This window comes from Mesobacillus jeotgali (assembly GCF_900166585.1).
GTDB classification, from domain to species: Bacteria; Bacillota; Bacilli; order Bacillales; family Cytobacillaceae; genus Mesobacillus; species Mesobacillus jeotgali_A.
In genome coordinates this window covers 668,544-693,499 of record NZ_FVZC01000007.1, presented here as the reverse complement: position 1 = coordinate 693,499, position 24,956 = coordinate 668,544, and the positions used below count along the sequence as shown (strand labels likewise).

General features: G+C 42.0%; 29 protein-coding genes and 1 riboswitch. Of the genes, 11 read left to right on the top strand and 18 right to left on the bottom strand.

Annotation, left to right across the window (positions count from 1 at the left end):
- Positions 1–37: 37 nt before the first annotated feature.
- Both B5X77_RS23225 and B5X77_RS23220 read right to left on the bottom strand, forming a co-directional pair.
- Positions 38–193, bottom strand: a complete 156-nt coding sequence (locus B5X77_RS23225; RefSeq protein WP_176167238.1) for a hypothetical protein — start codon at positions 191–193, stop codon at positions 38–40.
- On the bottom strand, positions 186–323 hold the full coding sequence (locus B5X77_RS23220; RefSeq protein WP_176167237.1) for a hypothetical protein: 138 nt from the start codon (positions 321–323) through the stop codon (positions 186–188). The genes B5X77_RS23225 and B5X77_RS23220 overlap by 8 nt, the downstream gene beginning before the upstream one ends.
- Positions 324–448: 125 nt before the next feature.
- Between B5X77_RS23220 and pepT the strand changes: the two genes are divergently transcribed.
- From pepT to B5X77_RS04725, 5 genes are all read left to right on the top strand, one after another.
- Positions 449–1,681, top strand: coding sequence for a peptidase T (pepT, locus tag B5X77_RS04745; RefSeq protein ID WP_079505586.1), 1,233 nt, complete (start codon positions 449–451; stop codon positions 1,679–1,681).
- Positions 1,682–1,850: 169 nt separating this feature from the next.
- The gene (gene liaG / locus B5X77_RS04740; RefSeq protein ID WP_079505584.1) at positions 1,851–2,714 is read left to right on the top strand and encodes a LiaG family protein; all 864 of its coding nucleotides are present in this window, start codon (positions 1,851–1,853) and stop codon (positions 2,712–2,714) included.
- Between the two features lie 254 nt (positions 2,715–2,968).
- Complete coding sequence (locus B5X77_RS04735) at positions 2,969–3,655, top strand: YetF domain-containing protein (RefSeq protein WP_079505582.1); 687 nt, start codon at positions 2,969–2,971, stop codon at positions 3,653–3,655.
- 131 nt (positions 3,656–3,786) lie between these two features.
- Positions 3,787–4,044, top strand: coding sequence for a hypothetical protein (locus tag B5X77_RS04730; protein WP_079505580.1), 258 nt, complete (start codon positions 3,787–3,789; stop codon positions 4,042–4,044).
- 89 nt (positions 4,045–4,133) lie between these two features.
- A complete protein-coding gene (locus tag B5X77_RS04725; RefSeq protein ID WP_079505578.1) occupies positions 4,134–5,072 on the top strand; it encodes a ketopantoate reductase family protein in 939 nt (312 codons plus the stop codon).
- A 652-nt stretch (positions 5,073–5,724) separates the two neighbouring features.
- Here B5X77_RS04725 and B5X77_RS04720 read toward each other — a convergent pair.
- Positions 5,725–6,849: an NADH-dependent flavin oxidoreductase gene (locus tag B5X77_RS04720; RefSeq protein ID WP_079505576.1), complete on the bottom strand. Its 1,125-nt coding sequence runs from the start codon at positions 6,847–6,849 to the stop codon at positions 5,725–5,727.
- Between the two features lie 317 nt (positions 6,850–7,166).
- Here B5X77_RS04720 and rluF point away from each other — a divergent pair, with 317 nt between their 5' ends.
- A complete protein-coding gene (rluF, locus tag B5X77_RS04715) occupies positions 7,167–7,880 on the top strand; it encodes a 23S rRNA pseudouridine(2604) synthase RluF (RefSeq protein WP_176167236.1) in 714 nt (237 codons plus the stop codon).
- Positions 7,881–7,912: 32 nt separating this feature from the next.
- Here the strand turns inward: rluF and B5X77_RS04710 are convergent, their stop codons facing one another.
- Together B5X77_RS04710 and B5X77_RS04705 are read right to left on the bottom strand one after the other, a co-directional pair.
- On the bottom strand, positions 7,913–9,181 hold the full coding sequence (locus B5X77_RS04710) for an MFS transporter (RefSeq protein ID WP_079505574.1): 1,269 nt from the start codon (positions 9,179–9,181) through the stop codon (positions 7,913–7,915).
- A gap of 1 nt (position 9,182) precedes the next feature.
- Positions 9,183–9,659, bottom strand: coding sequence for an ArsR/SmtB family transcription factor (locus B5X77_RS04705; protein WP_257391726.1), 477 nt, complete (start codon positions 9,657–9,659; stop codon positions 9,183–9,185).
- 261 nt (positions 9,660–9,920) lie between these two features.
- Here B5X77_RS04705 and B5X77_RS04700 point away from each other — a divergent pair, with 261 nt between their 5' ends.
- The gene (locus tag B5X77_RS04700) at positions 9,921–10,367 is read left to right on the top strand and encodes a MarR family winged helix-turn-helix transcriptional regulator (protein ID WP_257391725.1); all 447 of its coding nucleotides are present in this window, start codon (positions 9,921–9,923) and stop codon (positions 10,365–10,367) included.
- A 14-nt stretch (positions 10,368–10,381) separates the two neighbouring features.
- On the top strand, positions 10,382–11,584 hold the full coding sequence (locus B5X77_RS04695; RefSeq protein WP_079505572.1) for an MFS transporter: 1,203 nt from the start codon (positions 10,382–10,384) through the stop codon (positions 11,582–11,584).
- Between the two features lie 221 nt (positions 11,585–11,805).
- Here the strand turns inward: B5X77_RS04695 and B5X77_RS04690 are convergent, their stop codons facing one another.
- Both B5X77_RS04690 and B5X77_RS04685 read right to left on the bottom strand, forming a co-directional pair.
- Positions 11,806–12,321 carry a CBO0543 family protein gene (locus tag B5X77_RS04690; protein ID WP_079505570.1) on the bottom strand — a complete coding sequence of 172 codons (516 nt, stop codon included), beginning with the start codon at positions 12,319–12,321 and terminating at the stop codon, positions 11,806–11,808.
- Positions 12,322–12,513: 192 nt separating this feature from the next.
- Positions 12,514–13,140, bottom strand: coding sequence for a pyroglutamyl-peptidase I (locus tag B5X77_RS04685; protein ID WP_079505568.1), 627 nt, complete (start codon positions 13,138–13,140; stop codon positions 12,514–12,516).
- A 228-nt stretch (positions 13,141–13,368) separates the two neighbouring features.
- Between B5X77_RS04685 and B5X77_RS04680 the strand changes: the two genes are divergently transcribed.
- Positions 13,369–14,196, top strand: coding sequence for a glycerophosphodiester phosphodiesterase (locus B5X77_RS04680; RefSeq protein WP_079505567.1), 828 nt, complete (start codon positions 13,369–13,371; stop codon positions 14,194–14,196).
- 69 nt (positions 14,197–14,265) lie between these two features.
- Here the strand turns inward: B5X77_RS04680 and B5X77_RS04675 are convergent, their stop codons facing one another.
- The 4 genes from B5X77_RS04675 to B5X77_RS04665 form a co-directional block, all read right to left on the bottom strand.
- Positions 14,266–14,781 (bottom strand): GNAT family N-acetyltransferase, encoded by a 516-nt coding sequence (locus tag B5X77_RS04675; protein WP_079505565.1) that lies wholly within the window; start codon positions 14,779–14,781, stop codon positions 14,266–14,268.
- A gap of 20 nt (positions 14,782–14,801) precedes the next feature.
- Complete coding sequence (locus tag B5X77_RS23660) at positions 14,802–14,930, bottom strand: hypothetical protein (protein WP_257391724.1); 129 nt, start codon at positions 14,928–14,930, stop codon at positions 14,802–14,804.
- Between the two features lie 11 nt (positions 14,931–14,941).
- Positions 14,942–15,184 (bottom strand): hypothetical protein, encoded by a 243-nt coding sequence (locus tag B5X77_RS04670; protein ID WP_079505563.1) that lies wholly within the window; start codon positions 15,182–15,184, stop codon positions 14,942–14,944.
- 163 nt (positions 15,185–15,347) lie between these two features.
- A complete protein-coding gene (locus B5X77_RS04665) occupies positions 15,348–15,968 on the bottom strand; it encodes a cell wall hydrolase (RefSeq protein WP_079505903.1) in 621 nt (206 codons plus the stop codon).
- Between the two features lie 292 nt (positions 15,969–16,260).
- Between B5X77_RS04665 and B5X77_RS04660 the strand changes: the two genes are divergently transcribed.
- Positions 16,261–17,466: an MFS transporter gene (locus B5X77_RS04660; protein WP_079505561.1), complete on the top strand. Its 1,206-nt coding sequence runs from the start codon at positions 16,261–16,263 to the stop codon at positions 17,464–17,466.
- A gap of 222 nt (positions 17,467–17,688) precedes the next feature.
- A complete protein-coding gene (locus B5X77_RS04655) occupies positions 17,689–18,315 on the top strand; it encodes a nitroreductase family protein (RefSeq protein ID WP_079505559.1) in 627 nt (208 codons plus the stop codon).
- 44 nt (positions 18,316–18,359) lie between these two features.
- On the opposite strand, the gene B5X77_RS04650 is transcribed toward B5X77_RS04655, so the two are convergent.
- From B5X77_RS04650 to B5X77_RS04620, 7 genes are all read right to left on the bottom strand, one after another.
- Positions 18,360–19,013: a DsbA family oxidoreductase gene (locus B5X77_RS04650; protein ID WP_257391739.1), complete on the bottom strand. Its 654-nt coding sequence runs from the start codon at positions 19,011–19,013 to the stop codon at positions 18,360–18,362.
- A gap of 150 nt (positions 19,014–19,163) precedes the next feature.
- Entirely contained in the window at positions 19,164–19,616 is a 453-nt protein-coding gene (locus tag B5X77_RS04645; RefSeq protein WP_079505557.1) for a GNAT family N-acetyltransferase, read from the bottom strand.
- A 319-nt stretch (positions 19,617–19,935) separates the two neighbouring features.
- Positions 19,936–20,784, bottom strand: a complete 849-nt coding sequence (locus tag B5X77_RS04640; protein ID WP_079505555.1) for an STAS domain-containing protein — start codon at positions 20,782–20,784, stop codon at positions 19,936–19,938.
- A 194-nt stretch (positions 20,785–20,978) separates the two neighbouring features.
- Positions 20,979–21,593, bottom strand: a complete 615-nt coding sequence (locus B5X77_RS04635; RefSeq protein ID WP_079505553.1) for a serine/threonine protein kinase — start codon at positions 21,591–21,593, stop codon at positions 20,979–20,981.
- Between the two features lie 55 nt (positions 21,594–21,648).
- Entirely contained in the window at positions 21,649–22,041 is a 393-nt protein-coding gene (locus B5X77_RS04630; RefSeq protein WP_079505551.1) for a sporulation protein, read from the bottom strand.
- Positions 22,042–22,556: 515 nt separating this feature from the next.
- A complete protein-coding gene (locus tag B5X77_RS04625; RefSeq protein WP_079505549.1) occupies positions 22,557–23,777 on the bottom strand; it encodes a DUF5667 domain-containing protein in 1,221 nt (406 codons plus the stop codon).
- A gap of 89 nt (positions 23,778–23,866) precedes the next feature.
- A riboswitch (cyclic di-GMP riboswitch) is annotated at positions 23,867–23,949 on the bottom strand.
- 69 nt (positions 23,950–24,018) lie between these two features.
- Positions 24,019–24,864 (bottom strand): pirin family protein, encoded by an 846-nt coding sequence (locus B5X77_RS04620; protein WP_079505547.1) that lies wholly within the window; start codon positions 24,862–24,864, stop codon positions 24,019–24,021.
- Positions 24,865–24,956 lie beyond the last annotated feature (92 nt).

Sequence of the window (24,956 nt, the reverse complement as noted above, 5' to 3'; positions counted from 1 at the left end):
TCCTAGCCCTAACTTTTATATATGTAAAGTAAAAACCTCATATTTTTCTATTTTTCAGTTCTTTCTTGATTTCTTCCATCAGCTTAAGTTGCTGGTCCTGCTTATGGGTGATTTTGTCGGCTATTTTTTGCAATGTAATCGTGATGGACCAGAGCGACAGCAGGAGGACTATGATGACACCGATATCACTCATCTTTCTTTTTCCCCTCTGTTAAATCGTCAAATGGAGTGAAGTTGTTGCTTGGGAGTTTTCCGTTGCGAATGATTTTAAAAATAGAATAAAACACAATAAACAACACAATGGCTGTGAATAAATACCCCATTTTTCTCCGCCCCCTTATTAACCCATTATATATGAAAATAATGGAATTTTCATTCTTTTTAAAAATGGTGTTCCTGATGATTTATGCTAATATGAAAATATACATACATATGGGAGATGAAGGACATGAAAAACGAGATTATCGAAAGATTTACCTCTTATGTAAAAATTGACACGCAGTCTAATGAAATCAGTGAAACGACACCCTCGACAGACGGCCAGCTGACCCTTGCGAATATGCTGGTTGATGAGCTAAAAACAATTGGCATGTCGGAAGTCACCATTGATGCAAACGGCTATGTGATGGCTACCCTTCCAGCCAATACGGATAAAGAGGTTCCAACGATTGGTTTCCTTGCCCATGTTGATACAGCAACGGATTTTACCGGCAAAAATGTGAATCCTCAGGTTGTTGAAAATTTTGATGGCAGCCAAATCATTTTAAACGAAGAACAGAACATCATTCTGTCACCTGCAGATTTCCCGGAGCTTCCTCAATATAAAGGACATACATTAATCACCACTGATGGGACCACATTGCTGGGCGCCGACAACAAGGCAGGAATCGCCGAAATTATGACAGCGATGGATTATTTGATCAAGAATCCGGAAATCAAGCATGGAAAAATCCGTGTCGCTTTCACCCCGGATGAAGAAATCGGCAGAGGACCACATAAATTTGATGTCGAAGCATTCAATGCGAAATTTGCTTATACAGTAGATGGCGGACCGCTTGGCGAGCTGGAGTATGAAAGCTTTAATGCCGCAAGCGCCAAATTGACTTTTAAAGGCAAGAATGTCCATCCTGGCACAGCCAAGGGCAAAATGGTGAACTCAGCCAAAATCGCGATGGAATTCAACAGCAAGCTTCCTGCCGAAGATGCACCTGAGCATACTGAAGGATATGAAGGTTTCTTCCACCTAAGCTCGATTAATGGTGATGTCGAAGAGACGACACTGAGCTATATCATCCGAGACTTTGACCGTGAAAGCTTCCAGGCTCGCAAGGACCTGATTCAGAAAATCACCAATGAACTGAGGCTGACTTATGGTGAAACACGTGTTGAACTTCAAATGAACGACCAGTATTACAACATGAAGGATAAGATTGAGCCTGTAAAGGAAATCGTCGACATCGCCTATGAAGCAATGGAAAACCTCGGCATCAACCCTATTGTCAAACCAATCCGCGGCGGCACAGACGGTTCTCAGCTAAGCTATATGGGATTGCCGACACCGAATATTTTTACAGGCGGTGAGAATTTCCACGGCCGATTTGAGTACATCTCTGTGGATAACATGATTAAATCGGTCGAAACAATCGTGGAGATTGCAAAACTATTTGAAGCAAAAGCATAATGAGTAGACACGCAGCCAGATTCTAATAAAAGAATCTGGCTTTTTCTTTGAATGACTAGAACTAAATCAGCCTCAGGTCCTATCCATTTTTAAATCCGTGGTGCATTGGGGGCAGGAATGATTTGCCTTATTCTGAATATAAGAAAGAGTTGGAAGGGGATTTTTAAAAATGCAGCGGGTTTTAATGATTTTTCTCGTGATTACCGGGGCCTATATTGTCTGGAATTACATGTTTGATGGTGATGGACTGAATTTTGCCAGCGTTGAAGACTCTATGAAGGTGACCAGTGATACGGAAATGATCACAGTTGATGTTTCAAGTATCGAGACAAGAATTTTGCCGGATAAACGTCAGGATGTGAGCGCCGAACTGGATGGCAAAGGATTAGTAAAAGTGAAGCGGCACGGTGATGCAATTGAGGTTTCTGCTAAACGGAAAGGCTTCTTAGGGTTCAATTGGATGGAGAGGGATCAGGCTTCCCTCACTGTTTATATTCCAGAAGACTATGAGAAAGATATGAATATCGAACTCGGTTCTGGGAAGGTTGTTTTCAAAGGAGACTCTGGCGATAATCCTGTGAAGCTAAGAAATCTTGCTCTCAATATTGGTTCAGGAAGAGTCACACTGGAAAACTTTGATGTGGAAAAACTCGAAAATCAAAGTTCATCCGGAGAAGTTGAAATGAACTCGATTGCCGCTAAATCCGGTTCGTTTGAAGTCAGCTCAGGAAGCGTCCATGTCAAAAACTATTCTGGCAAGCTTGAGGGTGATGTTTCTTCGGGTGAGCTGGAAATCCAGATGGACCAGTTAATGAATGACGTCAACTTGAACGTCAGCTCCGGCTATATGGAGTTAGATTTGCCTGATAAAGCAGATTTTGTTTTGAATGGGAAGGTAAGCAGCGGAAACATAACAAGCGACTTTCCGCTTGAAGACAAAGAGGAATCAAATAACCGCCTTCACGGTACATATGGAAGCGGGAAATACAAAATCCACGCTGATGTATCAAGCGGGAATATCAAAATATTTTAACCTCTGGCGAACCGGAAAAAGTCACGCATAATTTCCAGTTCGCCAGTATTTTTTTATTTTGGCCAGCAAATAAGAACAATGCATTTTCGGAAATTTAATTGTTAACTTTGCCAATAAAATACCCACTTTCCCAATTCTAGACTGATATTGATCCACCCACCGCGTTTTTGTCATTTAATCCTTTCTAATCCAGAACGATATTTTTCACTTAAAGGGGCAATATAACAAAAAACACCTTTTTACCAAGGAGTATCATGGAAACTATTTTGATTACTATTTTGAGAACCCTTTTAGGCTTTGCTGTATTATTCTTGCTTACCCGTGTACTTGGCAAAAAGCAGCTCAGCCAGATGACCTTTTTTACTTATATCACCGGAATTGCACTCGGGAATATAGCCGGTGATATGGTTGTGCATAGAGATATTAAACTAATAGATGGTGTTACCGGTTTGGCGCTCTGGGCTTTTTTAACCCTGACCATCGAATACATCGCTCTTAAATCTCCTAAAGCAAGAATTTTGCTGGACGGAGAACCGACAATCATTATTAAACAGGGAAAAATAAATGAAAAAGCGATGAAATCCAATAAGCTAAATATGGACGACCTCACCATGCTGTTAAGAATCAAAAATGTTTTTTCAATAAAAGAAGTGGATTACGCAATCCTTGAACCAAATGGACAGATTAGTGTCTTAAAGAAAGTGGAATATGAAAACGTTATAAATAAAGATACTGGTATTCCCCTTACACCAAGAAAGTACTTGCCTTCGGAACTCGTTGTCGATGGCCGTATCGTTAAAAAGAATTTGATCGAGTTGAGCTTAAGTGAAGACTGGCTGGCAAATGAATTAAAAAAGAAAGGGATCAGCAGATTTGAGGAAGTTTTTTATGCTGAGCTCCAGAGTGATGGAACAGTAGTTGCAGAAAAACGCTCTAAGTAACCTTCCCACCTTGTGCTGGAAGGTTATTTCTTTTGTTAGCCACTGGCCAGCGTTAGCTCATACTCTTTTACTTTATTTCTCTTTCTATTAAAATGAGTTCAGATATCATTTTACTTCCAAGGAGAGCGGGTATGTTTGAATTGCTCATTGCCACGCTCGAACGGCTTGGCATCATTGTTACAATTGCCTTCATTTTAACAAGGTTCCGCTTTTTCAGGGGAGTGATTTACCATGACTCGCTCAACCGAAGGCAGCAATATTTCGCCACCATTTTTCTTTGGTTTCTTTGGGATTATCGTTTATATTCAGGCATGAGTTTCTCTGCTGATAATTTGCAGTTCAATCCATGGGCAGCAGACCTGGCATCAGATGAGGTGATCTCCAGTTGAAACAAACTCATTTTTCTGATAGTTTTAAAACAATAGCTGTGCACGCTTAAAACAAGCGTGCACTTTTACGTAGGCGGGAGGTTTAAAAGATGAAGATATTAATTGTTGGTGCCGGTGCCATTGGTGGCTATTTCGGCGGAAGGCTATTGGAAAAAGGAGAAGATGTCACATTTCTGGTCCGGGAAAAACGGCAGAAACAGCTTAAGGAAAACGGTCTGGTTGTTTCCAGCATCCATGGGGATCTGCATTTTCCGAATCCACCGACAGTTGTTTCAGGTTTGGATGCACAACCATATGACGTTATTCTCGTCTCCACCAAGTCTTATCATTTGGATGGCGCGATTGAGAGCATCCGTCCGTTTGTCGGGGACAGGACGATGATTCTCCCTTTACTGAATGGCGTCTCCCATCTCAATACCTTAACAGAAGCATTCGGTATAGAAAAAGTGATCGGTGGGCTATGTTTTATCGAAACGACTTTGGATGGCAGTGGTAAGATAATTCAAACCAGCCCAATTCATGATTTAGTATTTGGAGAACGAAACGGCGAGCGTTCAGAAAGAATCGTTCAGCTCCAAGCTGCTTTTGACGGCACAAAGGCTAACTTCCGTCTTTCTGAAAAAATTGAACAGGAAATGTGGCAGAAATACTTATTCATCACATCATTAAGCGGCATCACCTCCCTTTTCAGGTCCCCCATCGGTCCAATCCGGGAACAGGAGCACGGCTGGGTCACACTTAAATCCTTGGTGCATGAGGCTGCATCTATTATGGAAAGAATGGAAGCTCCCCTTGCAGACGGAGCAATCGAGGCCACCCTCGGCAAGCTAAAGGAAATCGGCTATAATATGAAATCCTCACTGCAGCGTGATATGGAAAAATCACTCCCGACTGAGGGCGACCACCTTTTTGGTTATTTGCTTAAGATAGCGTCAGAATGCGGGATTGAAACACAAACCCTTCCAGCGATCTTTGGTAATGTGAAAATCTATGAAGCTGGGATTCATTCTGGGAAAAACCCGCGATAATTTCCAGTTTGCGAATAAGAGGAGATTTTTTTGCGATTAAAGGTTATTCTTTGCGAATAAAGGTTATTTTTTGCGAATAAACACTTGTATTTGCGTATAACCTTTTGTTTTTTGCGAATAAAGTTTATTTATTAATAAAGAAACTTATCTTTCATGAAAATACCTGTTATTTCTAGTGAATATCTCCTTCTCCATATTCAAATAAGTGCCTGAGCCCTTATGTGTTCTTCAAGACACATGAGGTTTAGGCCTTTTTTTCGTGATTATCCGCCTCGTCCCTCCCTGTCAATACCCTTATTCTCCTTCTGGGAGCACGAAAACACTCCTGTAAACTGAATGACTCTTGGAGCCAGCGTATAATCCCTAGAGAATGGGCGATTTGCCCTGGAAATGCCTTCACATCCATAACCGGATGCGCGGGAGGTCCCCAAAATTCATTAAAAAGGCTGTTTTCGTAAAGATTGTTGTTAACGTGATAAAAGCCATTTTGCAGGTCGGTAATAAGTTTGCAAGCTCTTAATAAGCGTTAATTTTTTGTAAAGAAACTCAGGTATTTCCATCCTATTTTGTAGTCAATAGCAGCAAAGTTTGAGAAAAGAGCCTTAAAAAAAGAACCAAAGCCAAAAGCTTTGATTCTTATAACCCTAAAATACTATTGCACACCCGGGAACCAGCCTGGAGTGTTCACGATTGCCTGCCACAATGGGTCTGGCACGACCAGGCGAGCCTGAGCAGCTGTATCAAGCTTCGTTTCGATATCATTTTCACGTCCATTTTCGACCTTTTCGACCCAGTCAGGATCGATGATCAGTTCACGGCCAAGGGCAAGCAGCGGCACTCCGGTTCCGAAAGCCTTGATCACGTCTTCTGCACTATAAAGAGAGCCTACACCAATGACAGGTACTTTGCCGCCAACACGTTCGTGGATGATTTCTATCCTTGAACGGTTATCTTCTATCCCTCTTCTCGGCTTGGACCAGAAATCATTCAGTGATACGTGCAGGTAGTCGAGTTCTTTTTCTGCAAGAGCATCGATCAGTTCCAGTGTATCAGCCATCGTAATTCCCGGCTCCTCTGGCTCTTCCGGGGAAAATCTGTAACCCACGATAAATGGTTCCCTGGCATGCTCGGCCGTAATTCTTTTCACCTCATCTACAACCGCAAGCGGGAAGGCCATCCTTTTTTCAAGTGACCCTCCCCACTTGTCTTCACGCCTGTTCGAGTGAGGGGAGAAGAATTGCTGGATCAAATAGCCGTTTGCCCCATGGATTTCAACTCCATCGAAGCCTGCCTCGATCGCCCGGCGGGTTGTCTCTCCAAATGCTGCTATAATCTCCTCTACTTCTTGCCCCGTCAATTCACGGGGTGCTTTTGCGCTGTTGCGTTCAGATTGAACGTTGCTAGCGCTGACAATATCACCATCTGGCACTTGCTCAGGAGGACACTCGCGTCCGCCATGGAAAATTTGCAGCACTGCTTTGGCGCCTTCTGCTTTGATCGCAGAAGCAAGCTTTTTCAGGCTTGGAATCAATTCGTCACTATCTGCGCCGAATTCTCCGTGAAACCCTTTCCCGTTCCTGGTCACGAATGTACATGCTGTAACTACCATACTGACTCCCTTTGAGCGGCGGGCATAATATTTAACCTCGGCATCTGTTACGGTTCCATCATCCTTTGATGAAAAATTTGTCATTGGAGCCATGATAAGCCGATTTTTCAAGCTGACTCCATTCGGAAACGAAAAGGAATCAAATAACGGACTGAATTTTTCGTCCATACTAGATCTACCACCCTTCTTTAGTATACGAAAGCTAATAACCTAATCTGTCACCAGCTAAACATCTCCGTTATTATTTGTATGTTGGCCGAAAAAAACAGCGTAAATTATTTTCCGCTGTCAGTTTTTAAAGGTTGTTTAATAGATACCTCCTGCATTTTAATCTAACGATGATAAAATTGAAGAAGAGTTTTCAAAAAGCCGCCATTTTATAAAACAGGCCCGGAACTCATTATACTTTTACAAACGGACATGGCTTGAAAATAAACACGCAGTGGAATATTCTTAAATGTATAATTCAAAAGTTTAAGGATGGGATGAACCTGCGTATCAATAAATTCATCAGCGAAACAGGAAAAACGTCAAGGCGGGGCGCTGACCGTCTTATTGAGGAAGGCCGTGTAACAATCAACGGCAAGGTCGCAAAAATTGGCAGCCAGGTTGAACCTGGTGATGTAGTCAAGCTCAACGGTGAAGAAATAAGGGTTGCACATAATTATGTATACATTGCCTTAAATAAACCGGTCGGCATAACCAGTACAACTGAAAGGCATGTCAAGGGGAATATCATCGATCTCGTGAATCATCCACTGCGTATCTTCAACATCGGGCGTCTTGATAAGGATTCGGAAGGTCTGATCCTGCTTACCAATGACGGGGATATTGTCAATGAAATTCTGCGGGCTGAAAACAAGCATGAAAAAGAGTACATTGTTTCTGTAGACAAGCCAATCACACCTGAATTCGTCAAGGCGATGTCCGAAGGTGTAAGGATTCTCGGAACGAAAACACTTCCTGCAAAGGTCGTTCAGCTCTCAAAATACGAATTCAATATAATCCTTACACAAGGATTGAACAGACAAATCCGCAGAATGTGCGAAACCCTTGGCTACGAAGTCCTCAGGCTGCAGCGCATCCGGATCATGAACATCCATCTTGGCAGCCTGCCCATCGGTCAATGGCGCGACTTGACCAAAAAGGAGAAGAACCAGCTGTTCAGCGACTTGAATTACGAACCGAAGGAATGGTAAAAGGATGAGCATTTTCTGCTCATCCTTTTCATTTAAATAGATGACGCTCTTGGCTGGTCTTCATCCTTCAGGAGCTTTAGGAACATTTTTTCACGGTAAAGATAGACGACCATAGCCAGGAGGCTGAGTCCACAGACAGCCAGCAGCAGCCAAACAGGCAATTTTTCCAATAGAAAACCAAAGAGAATGAAACCTAATGGAGTCATAGCGCTGGCACCAGTTTCGAGAAGAGCCATCACTCTTCCACGGTATTCATCAGGGGTGTTTTTTTGCAGAAGTACACTTACTGGCGTGTTGATGAACATGATGGAAACAGATAGAACCAGGACTATGGTGATCAAGAACCCAAAAACAGCTGCATTTGGCAGGTTAATGAACCCCGGGATGGCGGGCAGACCCGTCAACATCAAGGCCGCTGAAAGCAGAACCATGCCTCCGGTGATCGACAGCTCTTTTTTTCTGATTTCCTTCCTCGCAGACAGGAGCAGTGCCATGATCAGCATGCCTACAGAGAATGCCCCTTCAATCACCCCAAGCTGGATGGATGACATTTTCCTGACTGTCAAAACTAAATAAGGCATAGCGACTGGAAAGACTGCAAACCAAAAGTTTAACCAGACGCTCAGGATCACAAGGTGAAGGATAAACGGCTGTCCTTTGATATATGAAAGACCCTGCCTCAGATTTTCTGACATACGAGAGGTTCTCTTATTATGCGATTTCTTAGAGAATAAATTGTAATCTATGAAGATGCTTGCAAAAGCTGAGATGAGGTAAGTAAGTAAGTTCAACGCCATGAAGAGGTGAATGTGAATCATTCCGAAGAACACTCCGCCAAGCACTGGCCCCAGAATAGTGGAAAGGGAGATGGCAGCCTGGTTCAATGACATGGCTCTTTGCAAATGATCAGGACCGACCATGTTGTAAATCGAAGAGGTAACCGCTATGGAGTAAAAGGTACCGATGATGCCCAAACCAGTCGTAGCGACGTATAAGACCCAGATTTCCTGTGTAAAAAACAGGAAGGATGCCAATATGATGCCCAGCCAGAAAGCACTCGCAAAGTTTGAAAAAATAATGATTTTCTTTCGGTCCAGGCGGTCGCTCAATGTACCTGCCACCGGGGCGAGCAGAATCCGCGGCAGCATGCTGAGCACAAGTGTAACAGCAAAATTGAGGCTCGAACCAGTTTCCGCCAGTATATATAGCCCGATGGCGAATGCATAGATAGATGAACCAAGAACAGATGTCACCTTCCCAACTAAAAACAGGACAAGATTCTTCTTAATTGAGCTGTCCATATTAACTCTCCTCCTCAATTTCTCTTTTTAAGGAGAAATTAATTTCATATGAAACTTTGTCCCCGCCGCTTTTCTCTGCTGATTTTTTTACATATTTTAAAAATAATAAATCGATATCCTTCTGTAATTCCTTCCTGTCTTCTTCCGTCAAAGAAACGTATGTCCCCTGACTCATGACTTTTTCATTGCCAGGCTTCGCATCCCCAGTTTTCAGGTTGAAATGGGTGGCTTTCGATCGGTAGTATTTTTCGATGATTCCCCTGTTCTCTTTCGTCTCCTCCAACTCTATGATTCCGCCATTATAAAGCTGCTGGATATGGTAATGAATGCTTCCAGCTGTTTTCCCCAGTTCATCCGCAACCTGCTTTGCGGTCATCGCTCTTGTTGCAAGCAAATAAATGATTTTTACGCGCAAAGGACTTGAAATCAATTTTTGCTGTTCCAGGCTCACTTCCATTGTTTTCTTTATATAATCCAACTCGATTCACCTTCCAATATATTCATATGTTCTAATTTTATTTTACGTTCTAAATTTTTAGAATACAATGTTTTTTTGGAATGACAATATTCACTTTCATTCCCCATTACTTGAAGGACATCAGGTGTTTTTGATTGATTGATATTCCTCTTTAAGATTCCAAGTTTCTTTTCGCTCAAAAAATAGTTTGTATACAAATTATATTTACACTAATTATTTTACGTGATAAAATAATCTAAGTTAAATAAGGAGGACACAATAATGGATATGTCCATGGATAAAGCAATCGGCTCTGCATCGGTTCGTTTAAGCAAGAAGCTGACCAGAATCATTAACTATTACTTAAAGCCTTATCATATTACGACTGAACAATGGAGTGTGCTGCGGACCTTGAGTGAGTCAGATGAGATATCCCAAAAAGAGTTATCGATTCGTTCAGATAAAGATCAGGCAACATTGACGAAAATCCTGGATCTCCTTGTAAAACAAGAAAATGCAGAAAGAGTCGCCAATCCTTTAGATCGCCGCTCGTTTTTGGTAAAAGTCACTCCAAAGGGTGAAAAAATCGTGTCTGAAGTGACTCCGTTGCTCGAGCAAATCTTCACGAAAATTACCATTGGAATTGACGAGAACAGACTTACGATTTTCAGGGATGTTTCGCTTACATTGGAAGGCAATATTGAAAGGCTTCTGGAGGAAAACAAATAGAAAGAAGGCTAATAATGAACACTACATCCAAGTTGTGGACAGCAAAGTTTACAGCCATTGTCATAATGGCTTTTTTATTTTTCCTATGCCTGCAGCTTTTGACTGCTGGCTTCCCCGCTTTCATCACTGACCTCAAAAATAATCCTGCACAGGGCGGCTTGATGACAACGGTCTTCATGGTTGCCGCAATCGCTACGCGTTTTTTTGTCGCTTCCTTGATGCAAAGGATGGACTATAAGAAATTAAGCCTCATTTCTCTTGGGTTAATAGCCATTTCTGTCGGCTTGAGCTTCGGCCAGGATTCGGTTGCATTATTGCTCTTGCTTCGGGTTTTCCATGGAGCTGGTTTTGGAATCATTACAACCATTTTTTCAACCATGGCTACTAATATAATCCCTGCCCATCGTCTGGGTGAAGGAATTGGCTATTATGGAATGGCTACAAGTGTAGGGACAAGTCTCGGGCCTATGCTGGCATTGGCCTTGCTCCAGGTTTTTTCTTTTAATATACTGATTGCGATCTCAGTTGGAATGACTCTGCTTATCATGATCATCAATATTTTTGTGAAAAGTCCTCGAAAACCTGTTCCTGCCAAGCGGCAAAAAATCAATTTTCGTGAACACGCTTTTGATAAAGACGCCTTTACACCAGCAATTCTGACAGCTTTCTTCTCCATTACGCTTGGCGGAGTAGTAAGCTTCCTGCGTGAATTAGGAAAAGAAGCGAACCTTGGGGCAACCATCTCACTGTTCTTTCTCGTACTGACGATTGTGATGGTCGTGATCAGACCATTTTCAGGAAGGATGTACGATAAATTCGGTCATAAATTCATTATTTATCCTGCCGTAGTCTCGGGAATAATTGGGCTGACACTGCTGGCCGTCACTCAAACTACGCTCACACTGTTAATATCTGCAGTGTTTTACGGCTTGGCCTATGGGACTGTAGCGCCAACGCTGCAAGCACTTGCAGTGAGTGCAGTATCGAAGGAGAAACAAGGAACCGCTAATGCCATGTACTTCTCCTCAATGGATCTGGGAATGGCTCTGGGGTCAGCGGGACTAGGATTGCTGGCCTCTTACACCAGTTACCACTTCATTTACGGATTTTCAGTCGTGTTCCTCGTGGGACTGCTGATTGCCTACACAATCATTTTCGTGGTAAAAAAGAAGACCAGGGAGCGATTTGTTGAAACTTCAGAGGAAATCAGGATTTAAAAAACACGGTGGATGATATTCCACCGTGTTTTACTTTTACATGCTGGCATGAGGCTGGATATTCCTTAATTTTTGGATATAATCCTAAATCACTTCTTCTCACCGCGCCTAACCTCATGCCTGCTGATATAAATCCACATGAAGATATAGGTCAGGAAGAGCAAAATCAGAAATACAGGTGCTGACAATACATTTTGTATCAACAAGTTAAGCCACCTCTTTTACTTTAGGCTTTCCAGGGGAAAGGGAAAAAATAAATAAAAAATGACTGCAATCGGAATTGAAATAATCCAGGCCATAACTGGTTTTCGATAGTGAATCCAAAGAATTGCAAATAGAATCAGGTTGAGCCAAATATTGTGCCAGCTGTTCCAGCCGTTGTCATAGACAAACATACCTTTGTGAGCGAATAACGCTTCAATGATTGTGTAAAAAGTCACCCAGGAGCCTACATAAAGCAGCTGATTTCTTCTATTAGACGGGAAACGCTGCAGGTAAATGATCAATCCTACCGGGCAAATAAAAAAAGTGAACGCTATATTTATGATGGAATGGTTCAGCCAGTCAGCTGTAACACCCCTGAAAGCCCACAAGGTGTGGTTATAGTAAAGCGTGTTATATAAAAGGTTTGCCATCATAAAGAATAAGATTGTAGGGTACTGCTTTTTCCATTGCGACCAATCAACAAATTTATAAGCGAAAACAATCCATACAACAATGACCAATAATAAATACATATGCCTCTCTCCCAGCATTTCCTGATTTTATCAGTTATTACCGGCAGGAGGGTTTTTATACACAACTGTGTTCTTAGAAGTTGTTATGACCTAGTAAGTGATAATATGAAATGTAATGTTCACTCAAAACCTACCTGAAAAGGAAAAGACTTGCAAAGCAAAGATCAGGGTCCACAGCGATTTCCTCAAATATCAATATTCTGTGACAGCACAGGTTTCAACAATTACTTTCAATGCTTTTGCCATTGTTTCCTGGGGAAGTGACGGCAAGGATGGATTCTGTGCTGACATTTCTGTCGATGCTGGAAAATGGATGAAACCAGCTTTGGTTAAAAGCTTTTCCTTCCGGATATAATTCAGCACCGCGTACAAAGTGTTATTGCAAATAAACGTACCTGCACTGTTTGAAATGGCAGCGGGTATTTTCTCCGCTTTCAAATTTTTTTCTAATAATCTGATCGGCAAAGTGGAAAACAATCCATCCGGGCCTTCTGCATCAATCAGTTCATCAGTTGGGATATTGCCTTTATTGTCCGGGTAAGGATCACCCGAACCGGTATCCTTAATATTAATTCCAATCCGCTCAGGAGTGACAGCCGTCCTGCCAGCCGCAAGACCACAAGAAATCACAACATCTGGCTTGATCTCTTCCATCTCTGCAATCAACTTTTCTGCGCATTCATCGTAATTGACTGGCAGTAGGACTGTGGCAATTTCCACATTCTCAATCTCCAATTTTCCAGCTTCTTCAAGCAATTTCTCAGTTGGATTTATGTTCATTTTTCCAAAAGGTTCAAAACCAGAAATTAAAATTTTCATTGAATATCCTACTTTCTAAATATAGAGGTTATACATTATTCTATCAGAATTATTAGAAACTTTTTTTGCAATATTAGACTTTTTCATTAATTGTAAATAATCCTAAGAAAATACTCCTAAATATATTTATCATTCTCTTTACGCTCTTAATACATCTTTTAAACAAGTGCTTAACACTTCACAGGTAAACTAGCATTGTTACATAAATAATGCGGAGGAGATGGAGAAATGAAGAAAACTTTAATCGGAACAGGTTTTGCACTAACCCTAATGATCAGTCCATTCCAGCAGGCACTCGCTGCCGAACCTACTACAGGTGAACTAAGGCAATTCGACACTGTCGCACACCGCGGGGCTGCAGGTTATGCACCAGAGAACACAATTGCCGCATTTGATAAGGGACTAGATATGAAGGCGGATTATATTGAAATCGATGTCCAGCGCAGCAAGGATGGAGAATTGGTCGTGATCCACGATACTACTGTTGACAGGACAACCGATGGTACTGGCAAAGTTGGCGACTTGACCTTGCAAGAACTGCGCAGCCTTGATGCCGGGAGCTTCAAAGGTGAGCAATTTGCCGGTGAAAAGATTCCTACCTTCGAAGAAGTGCTTGACCGCTATCATGGGAAGATCGGCATTTTAATAGAATTGAAAGCACCTGAGCTTTATCCTGGAATAGAAGAAGCTGTGGCAGATGCGCTGAAGGAAAGAAACCTGGATAAGCCGCAGAACGACAAGATTATTATCCAGTCCTTTAACTTTGAATCAATGCAAAAAATGGATTCCCTGCTTCCAAAAGTTCCGATTGGGGTATTAACCTCTTCAAAACTTCATACAACTGATGCTGCCCTTCTGGAATTCGCAAAATACGCTGATCTTTTCAATCCTAGTTATGGACTTGTATCAAAGGAACTTGTCGAAAAGGTGCATAACCTTGGGATGGAAATACAGTCGTGGACAGTAAGAAGCCCTGAAGCTGCACAATTCCTGATTGATATGAAGGTGGATGGCATTATAACGGATTATCCAGATTATGTTGACCCTCGTAACTAAAATACAAGCATATATCGAAATTCCGTTTATAAGCAAAAATGTCTGCTCTAATTTTTAGAGCAGACATTTTTATAATAACTTCTCAAAGCACACATATAACTCATGGCCCTCGGGTTTTCCATTCATCGTAACTAATCCCGTTTTCCTGTAACCTCTTTTTTCATAGAAGCGGACGGCTCCCTTATTTTCTGAATACGTATCGAGCCGGAGCGCGCCATATCCTTGTTCCTTCGCAAAGTCTTCTGCAAACTGAAGCATCTTGCTGCCAAATCCGCCGCCCTGTGCAGAAGGGTCTACGCAAAATGAATGGAGGATTAACGGCTTTTCTTCCGTTCCGGTCCATTTCGTATTTTCCCATTCAGGTGCCTGCCACTCGTCGAGTACCATAACACCAATAATCGCCCTGGATGTTTTCAAAACAAACAACTCTTCCCCTTGCATGGCATTTTCAAAATATTCATGGTTGGGGTATTTTTCATCCCATTGCAAAATGCCTCTTGTTTCAAGATATTCCTTACAGTCTGCAAACATTTTACCGATGATGGGCAAATCATATTCTGTTGCGCGCTCAATCTGTTCAGCCATTACTTTGCTCCTTTGCTAGCTTATTCGCTATTCGGCGTTATGTTAAAGAAGTTGGCACTTTTGTTATTTTTCTTGTCTTCATTCTTCTTTTTTTCCATTTTCCCGTCTGATTCGTAGCTTAGTTTGAACTGATTTCCCTTCATTTTCATTTTGCGCCCTCCTAGATTGAAATACTTACATTTCCGTCCTCACTGATTTCAACTGTTGTGTAACTCTCAAAAGGCTCCATGCTATTGATCTCCATTTTCCTATCTGCAGTTAATGACGCCATATAGCCATCATAAGCTTCTTGGTCTTTAACAATGTGGTAATAGGAGACATGTTTGCCTTCAGAAATATCCTCCATTATTATGTAAAAACTGGCTTCCAAATCGATTGGCAAACCATTCCCTAGCCTCATCATGACTGTCGAACTCTGGCATACTTGAAGCAAGTTCGTTTATATCAAGATACAAGTAAATCGCTCCTTTCCTATCACGTCTGCACCTTACAGCTAGTTTGTGTTTTATCTAGCCTCTAAATGCATAAAAGCACCGGTTTTTCTATAAACCGATGCTTGCTTGAGGTTAGTATGCAAAATGATGATTGCCAATCTGTTTTGTTACAGTTCTGGTGAAAATCCATTCGTCTGTCGCAAGTACAGGATTATAATAATACACAGAACCGTAGGAAGGATCCCATCCGAGCAATGCGTCCTTTACAGCATGATAAGCTGTGGAATCCGGCTGCAGATAATACTGACCATCATTTACCGCAGTAAACGCATTTCTCTGGAAAACAACGTTATACACCGTATCCGGGAAGTCATTTGATTCCACCCTGTTTAAAATCACCGCCGCTACTGCTACCTGACCGGGATAGCCTTCTCCTCTGGCCTCGCCATACACGACATGTGCCATCATATCAATTTCATTGATGAGATTTGTTGTCCTCGGTCCCAGTCCGCCAGTTTGTTCCAGGCTGAAATCCCTCTGAAACGCCTTGACTGCTTCGGTAGTTACGGGTCCAAAATAGCCAGTCGCTTCAGTATTAAAATATCCGAGCTTTTTTAAAATCGATTGAACATATGTAACCTCTGAACCTGTTGATCCAGACTGGATTGCTGCTGCCTTTGTTTCAAGCTGGGCAAAACTCAGGACAGCTAAAATGACTGTTGCCGCTGCCAAACTCTTTGTGTATTTCTTCAAGTTCTCAACTCCCGTTCGTTTTATAGGCAGAATGTCTGCAGAAATGTAAACCCATTCACCTCCTCTTTTTCTTTTCACTATGCAAGTTCCCTAATTTCTGATTGGAAAACTCGTCCAAAAGAATGGAAATCATTAAATTAAGTGGTATAAATTTCTTATTTGCGTCTCTTTTTGGTTCACTCATTCGTTTATTCACGATAGATAAAAAAATATTTAGCTTTACGAAGTTTTAAAGATATCAGATAATTGGTTATATGAAAAAAATTAAAAGAAACCGAGAGGCACTTATTATATGTTGAGAAATAAAAATGTCTGGATTTTATTGACCGGTGAATTCATTGCCGGATTGGGGCTGTGGCTAGGTATTATTGGAAATCTTGAGTTTATGCAGGAAAAAATCCCTTCTGACTTTCTAAAATCGCTGCTGCTTGCTGCAGGACTGCTTGCCGGGATTGCTGTAGGCCCACTGGCCGGCAGGCTGACAGACCAATATAGCAAGAAAGCCGTCATGCTGATATCAGGGTTTGTTCGGGTGATCAGTGTGATTTTTATGCTGATTGCCATTCAAACCGGGTCAGTATGGTGGATGCTGGTCTTTCTCGTATTGCTGCAAATATCCGCAGCATTTTACTTTCCTGCTCTACAGGCTGCCATTCCGCTTGTTGTCGACGATAAAGACTTATTGCAGTTAAATGGAATCCATATGAATGTATCCACACTTTCGCGCATTATCGGTACGGCGGCAGCGGGCATTTTGCTGGTAGCTATTCCATTGAAAGCTGTTTATCTCCTGTCGATGGCTGCCTACCTTATCCTTTTTGGACTGACTTGGTTCTTACAATTTGAAGAAAAACAGAAGACCCCAGTCTCCAAAGCAGGGGGACAAAAACAGGGATTCAAAGATGTATTCCCAGTCATTTTCAAGCTGCCAATCGTCATGATGACCTTGATCCTGACCTTGATCCCGCTCATTTTTCTCGGCGGCTTCAACCTGGTCGTCATCAATATCAGTGAACTTCAGGACAGCTCGGCAATAAAAGGCTGGATTTATACAGCCGAAGGACTCGCATTCATGAGCGGAGCGTTTTTAATCAAACGAATCAGCTATAAGATTTCACCCTATAAAATTTTGTTTTCGAGCTCGATGCTGATTGGTTTATCTCAGCTGATGCTCTATTTTGCTGATAAGCCTGTGCTGACAATAATCGCCTTCCTAATGTTTGGTTTTTCCGTTGGATGCTTCTTCCCGACTGCGGCTACGATCTTCCAAACAAGGGTACCGAGAGACTTCCATGGTCGCTTTTTCTCATTCCGGAACATGATGGACCGGGTTTTCTTCCAGGTCGTCCTGCTGGTTACCGGATTCTTGCTGGACGCGGTCGGCCTCCAGTATATGAGCGTCATGTTCGGCGGTTTGTCGATTGTTTTGACAGCGCTCTTCTTTATCAGGTCTCGCAGTTTGAGGGCTCTTTCTGAAAATGAGCGAAGTGTAAGTTAATATATTTAAAGCATCCGTCTATAATTTGAGCGGATATGGGGTGCCGGAGAATCGGTGCCTCATTTTATATGGGCCAAAGTCTGGTTTCAATTAACTCTATATGTATTTATTTTAGATATTGGGACGGGAAAACAGGACAACATGTTTGACTTATGGACTTTTGGAGAGTAATCTTAATACTGCTTACAAAAAGTAACTACATCTTTGGAGGTTTAGATAATAATGAATACATCTGAAACGAGTCTTTCTGTAGTCATCCGGGAGCGACGTTCTGTCAGAAAGTATGACCCCGACTTCAAGATTTCACAGGAAGAGATTTTAGATATTTTAAAAGAAGCTGCACTTGCTCCTTCTTCAAGCAATCTGCAGCCATGGAAGTTTATCGTCATCCAGGATGAGGCAGCAAAAAAAGAATTGAGAGCCATCGCTAATAATCAGGAACAGGTTGAAACTTCTTCCGCGGTGATTGCCGTCCTTGCTGATAGAGAAATGTATCGCAATGGTGAAAAGGTGTACAGAAGTTCCTTTGAAGCTGGCTATATGGATGAAGCCACGATGGGAAGAATGATTGATAACACAAATAAACTATACCCATCTATTCCCCTGGAAATGAGAGAAAACATTGCATCCTTCGACGCTGGACTTGTGTCAATGCAGCTTATGCTCATTGCTAAGGCACGCGGATATGACACTGTTCCAATGGGCGGTTTCAACAGGCAGCAACTGATTGACAGATTCCAAATTGATGAGCGCTATATGCCAGTATTATTGCTCTCACTTGGCAAGGCAGCTGTGCCCGGACACAAAACAACTCGTATTCCAATCGAAGAGCTTGTGGAATTTATTTAATCATAAAAAAGAACTAGTCTTAGCAAAGACTAGTTCTTTTTGTATTACTTCTTGGGGATTTCACAACCATCATCATCACAAATCATTCCATCTTCGTTGTTTAAAACGGTGATTTGATTCTCGGCAATGACTTTTTTCAATGACTGGACAATAACTTCTGTTGGTTGGGCGCCTGTAATGGCATACTTCTTGTTGATCAGGAAGAAAGGTACACCCGTGATGCCGTACTGCTGGCCAGTTCTCTCATCAGCACGCACTTCATCTGCCATTTCATCACTTGCCAGCATATTTTCTACTGCATCACGATCCAGTCCCACTTCTACTGCCAATTCGGCAAGTGTTTCATGGTCTCCAATATGCTTTGAATCCGTAAAGTAGGCACGCAAAATCCTTTCCGTCATCTCTGCCATTAGTCCATGTTTTTTAGCAAACATCGTCAAACGATGGGCATCAAATGTATTGGTTAAAATCAGCGTATCAATATTATACTCCAGGCCTGATTCCTTTGCCATTTGCACCATATTCTGTGTGCTGGCTTTTGCCTGCGCAATACTCATCCCATATTTCTTTGAAAGAGCTTCATACATATTATAATCTATATCCCGCTCCATGTTCGGGTCTAGCTCGAAGCATCGGTACGTAACTTCAATCGGGTGGTCTATCTGTTTAATAGCGTCATCCAGACGCCTTTTGCCAATATAGCAGAATGGTCAAGCAAAGTCCGTCCACATTTCAATCTGCATAATGAATCCCTCCTATTGATTATTCACAATATAGTATAGGTGTTAATCTTTTAAATTACACGGGATTAGACTCGGGAGAGGGAGGTCTGCTTCATCATACATTCCTTATTCTATTTCATATACTAGCCAATCAGACTGCTTCCCACCCATTTTATTGTAAAGCCCCTGGGCTGCAAAGTTTTCCTTACCCGTTTCCCATGTCATATACGCAAAATTCTTTTCTCTAATATATGATAGACATTTCTTAAAAAGCTGCTCTCCCGCTTTCTCGCCTCGTGCAGACTCTGTGATGAATAGATCGTTCAGGATGGCCGCTCGTTTTACCTGCAAAGTACTGAAGGTAAAATACAAGGTTGCAAACCCGAGCAGCTGTCCCCCTTTTTCAGCAACAAACTGTATACCTGAGTCAGGATGCTCCAATAAATGCTGAATCAGGTTTTTCAGTTCTCCTTCCTCAGGTTTCGGCTTTTTGTAAAAATCCACAATGTATTGAAGCATCAGATTATACAAATCAGGAATGTCTTTTTCTTCCACTGTACGGAATATAATATCAGCCATTTTCTTGCCTCCAGTGTCTTATTTTTTCGTATCAGGTCTGAGATTTCCCATAAATCAAGTCGTTACCTAATTCTCTTTTTAAAATGAAAAATCCTCCTAATTATGTCCAAGAACAAAAAGCGTAAGCGCCTTGGTCAGCCCCGACAAGCGCTGGAGGGCCGACCAGTGAAGTCGTTCTTTGGCTTTTCGGCGGACCACCGAAGCGTCTCGAGGCGCTAGGCGCTGGAGCTGGATTAAGAAACTAAATAAAGTTCTCAACAACCCGGTTAATTATAATTTCCTAAACAGAAAAAAAGCTGCCTCGGCAGCTTTTTAATTATTATGCATTCTGTAAGTTCTGGATTTCCTTAAAAGCCTGGTGAAGGTTCGATTTAACCATGATTCCTTCGAGGTTGAGGCCAAGCGTCACCATCGTATGGGCAACCTCTGGGCGTATACCGGTCATGATGGTCTTTACACCAACGAGGGATAGTGCGCTGATGACTTTAAACAGCTGATCGGCAACCATTGTATCAACGATCATAACTCCGGAAACATCAAATATGAGGTGGGTCAGCTTTAGTTTTACAGCCTGATCGAGAGTCTCTTCCATCAATAGCTGAGCTCTTTCCGTATCCACATTACCGACAAGAGGCAGTACACCGACTCCAGGCATTAGCGGAACGACTGGTACTGAAAGTTCAAGCAATGCGGTTTTGGCATTTTCAAGACTCTTTTGGTGTGCTTCGACAAAGGTTAGGCTGAAGCTATAGATAGCATGATCCATTAACGGATCAATCACATCCAAAACATCAAAGAATACAGCAGCGGGCATATCTTTTGCTTCTTCTCTAATTGCTTTCCACAGTTGTTCACGATAAAATGTTGTATCTTTTAATGCCTCATCGAGAGAAGCACCAAGCTTATAGATATACTCACCGGTTTCTTTTCCCCAGTTTGTAATTTTATCGAATACTTGATTGGTGTCTTCATGCCCAATCAAACCTTCCCCGAACAATTCCACGAAGTTGGCTCTGACTTCAAGGATCTGCTGTTCAATTTTACCAAGATCATATTTCTGGGCTTCCGTCAAAACAGTTCCAGAATATCTGTGCTCATGGACAGCCTTTGCAATTTCATGCTTCCTGCTAATAATTGCTTCGCCTAATGCTTGTAATTCTTTAGTCATTGGTATTCCTCCACGTGTTAAATGCAATCTAATCTATATGTCAAAACGCACTACATTCAAAATTCACTGTTATAAACCATCATAACGCAGAATTGCAATGCAGGACAAGTTTTTGAACTTATGGCTGTCCAAAATCAAGGCTGTTTTCATCCTATATATTTTATGTAATTTTAAAAAAAGGATCGCAACCACTACTAGTTAATAGATGGAAGCAATCCTTTTTTATAGAAAAATGCAATCAAATTCATAGCAGGTTCGGGCAATCTTTTCGGGAAACGATCATGGGTATAAAATTTATAAAATGCTGTTTTTAAATCATCCCATTGAGAGCACTGCTTCGTCTGCCGAAATCTCGCCACATCGATAAGCTTGACATCATCGTCTGGTGTGATGATGATGTTCCTCAAATGAATATCGGAAGGGTTAAGGCCTTTCTCTCTAGCCATCTTAAGAGCATGGTCGACCTCCTCAATATGATCCGGAATAATCGGCATTCCATTTACCAAACATTGATAGAGCGTCAAACCACGGACATAGTCGATAACCAAGTAATTGCTCCCAGATTCATGAAGCTCAGGAAAAAAATCATTTCCTGTAAGCTGCTGGTAAATTTCCGCCTCTTCTTCGGCAATTTTGGAATACTGCGGGAAGAAAACTTTCAAAACCAAATCCGTACCCTCGATTAAGAACGCAAAAGCACTCCTGCCCTCCCCAATCAGCTTTAATGTTCTGTCTTTATGAACCAAAGCCACTTTCGATCCTTGTATTGAATAAACAACACTTTTCGCCAGATGTTCAAATTGGTTCATACTCCCCACTCCTCTCTCTGTAGTTTAAGCCATCCTGAATTCACCGGAGTTCCATTCAGCCTTTCACAACCTTTATCATATCTTCATCCCAACTCTCGATTCCTTGCTTGAAGACAAGCTTTGTTTTAAAGTGATAAGAAATATTTTTGTTAGAAGGGGGAACATTCGATGGGAGCCTGAATGTGAATGGCACCACATCATCCCCATCTGGCTGTATCCTCGTCTCTACATCTATTACTACCTTATCCAGCACATCTTCTCTTTCAGTCTTCATGTCTACCATGACGAGGGCACATTCAATCATTTGCAACTCCTGGGCAACCGTCCCGCCTTTAATTAAAAACTTCCCATGCACAGAATCTCCAGGAGAAATAATATCTTTCTTCAATATCAGGTCAATTTGAGCAGATCCTACCCCAAGCAATGACATATACTTCCTTAATAGCATGTTGTCCTCCATAAATCGCAACTTTTTTGGATACTTAGCATATTTACTCGAATAACCTGCTGTTCAAACTTTTGTGCCAGGGAATTCTCTAAGATATCCATTACTTAAATTTATGTTTAAAAGGGCGAAAATGCCTCTGAGTGAATAATAAATAGGTTGGCGATGGACCCTTTCGTCTGTTTCAGACCAGACGTCCTGTATTAATGTCTTAAACGGACTATGAATATAGCGGTTCTCCTTTGCAGACAAATACGTTCTTTGGTGAGTATAAAAAAACCTTCACCTGCTCCGGTGAAGGTACAAAAACAATAAAAGACCTTCACCAAATTTGGCAAAGGTCTTGCTAACAACGATTGTTGCCAACAAAGCCGGGAGCGAACTCCGTAATGACGACTCTGTTGTAAAAGCTACTCCCCTTTAGGAGGAATATTCAATTGATACTATCATGGTACATGAAAACATGAATACAGTCAATTCCTTAGCTTCTTGATGTTTTCTTCTGCTGCTCCAGACGATTACTTTCCTTCTTTCTTATCATGACCTTTGTCAGAATGACCATTGCTGGTTTCATCGGCCTGTTCTTCATCGTCCGCTTGTTTTTCTTTATTTTCCTTAGCTTCCTCAGCCTTTTTTGATTCTTCTTTTTGCTTCTCTTCAGCTTTTTTGGCTTCTTCTTTTTGCTTCTCGACTACTTTCCTGGCTTCTTCTTTTTGCTTTTCTTCAGCTTTCTTTTCTGCGGCCCGCTTTTGTTCTTCTGCTTTTTTAACAGCTTCGGCCTTCTTTTCAGCTGCCTTCACAGCGGCTTCTTCGGCCTTCTTTTCTGCATTTGCTTTCTTTTCTTGAGCGTTTGCAGCAGCAGATACTGCTGCTGTGCTGGTAGCTGCTGCAATATTTACTTGCTGTTCAGTTGTTTCTTGCTCCTCATTTACATCCTCTATTACAGTTTCTTCTTCCGGTTGGCCTGCCTCTTCAGAAGCTTCTGTCTCCGTATCATCTACGCTTTCAACGGTTTCTCCCTCATCATCACCATCAGACTCTTTTTTGCCCGATGCAAGACCTTTCATCTGTGAAGGATGGACGCCAAGCTTCTTGGCTGCCTGTCCAAATCCAACTTTTTCCTCGGTATATAAAGCAGCGATTTCCTCTACTGTCTTGCCAGCTGCTTCTGCCAGCCAGAAGATTTGTGCAATCTGCCCATATCCAAGGTCCTGTTCGCGCAGCTGAGATACCATTTCTGGATCCAGGTCCTTTACGACATTTGCAACGACCTTCGCCTGTTCAGCTGCTTCTTCAACCTCTTCCTTAAGCTCATCTTCAAGTTCTTCGGAAATCTCTTCCTCTATGTCAGCTGCTTCTTCAAGCTCTTCCACAAGCTGATCTTCAACCTCTGAATCGGTCCCTTCTTCTACAATTACTTCGGTGACCTTCTCTTGCGCTTCCTCAAGTGCTTCTAAATAATCTTCAAAAGCCTGTTGTACGTATTCTGCTTTTTCCTCTGCTGACATAGCTGTAGCTTCGGACAATCTCTCACTAGCAAACTCAAGAAGCAGCTGGGCATCTTTTTCATCATCAAATGTAACTAAAAGTTTCAATTCCTCAAATAATTGGTCAAATGTAAATAAAAATTCATCGGGTGTTGTTCCAGGATCTACGATTTCATTTACCTCGTCAGCGGAAACTCCTGTGCCAAAAGCAAGCACTCCGGTCAATATTGCTGTTGCCAATAGTTTTTTCATTCCAATTCCCCCCATATATATAGTGGAATTAAAATCGACAAAAAAAGTGCTGTCCGAAGAGCAGCACACATACATAGACTATGTGAACCTTCGGCAACTGGCTGGCATGGTCATGACTTTAGCCCCTGTAGCTTTGCGTCCCCAGATTTCCCTGAGTTTGCCATTATCGGATTTTAATTCTACTTTTATCTTACTTTTTCGACAGGGAAAAATAAATAAAAATTTTATATTTCTTGTTAATTTATTTCGCTTCCCCTCCGAATTTCCCTTCCTGGTACTCGCGGTATGCCTGACGTATTTCATCCATCGAATTCATGACAAACGGCCCGTATGCAACGACTTCCTCTTTGATTGGCTGACCGGAGTAGATTAATACTCTTGAGCGCTTATTCGCTTTCAAAAATAGCTTACTTAAGCCTTCACCACCGTCATTGAAGGTCAAGGTCGCTGCGGTGGATTTTTTAAGGTTGATATGGCTCTCACCAGCCTCGAGATCACCGGAAAGTACGTAAAGGAATGCATTATGTCCCTCTGGCAGCTCATATGAAAACTCAGCCCCTTGAGCCAGCAAAACTTCTGATAAAGCAAAAGGCACCAGTGGTTCAAGCGGTCCCTTTACACCGGCGGTTTCTCCTGAGTAAACCTTCAGTGTCCCGCCATTGAATTGGACAACAGGTGCCTCTTCGGATAAAACATTCTGATAGGAAGTAGTTGTATCTTTCAGGTTTTTAGGCAAATTCAGCCACAATTGAAGAGTATGGGCAATATCTTGTTCGACTGCCTCTTCAGCATGCCGTGCTCCGCTCCCTGCATTCATGTACTGCATGTCCCCTGCTTCAAGGATACTGTGGCCGCCATGATTATCGATATGTTCCAGCCTTCCGTCAATAACAAAGGTAACCGTTTGGAAGCCGCGGTGGGGATGGTCAGAAAAAGTGCCCCGTTTGAACCAATCTTCTGCCATTAAAATGAAAGGATCCAATTCCCGCCAGTTTTGCGGGTTCAGCACCAGGCCAGCCTGGACATGAGGCATGCCCCTCTCTTCAAATTGAACTTTCCAATGCTTCTTTATATCTCGTTTAAACATTTCTATAACTCCTTTCCGGAAATTCTTCATTTATAATTCAAACTCTATTTTTAACTTCTGCATTGAATAAATTATATCAACCAAACCATTTA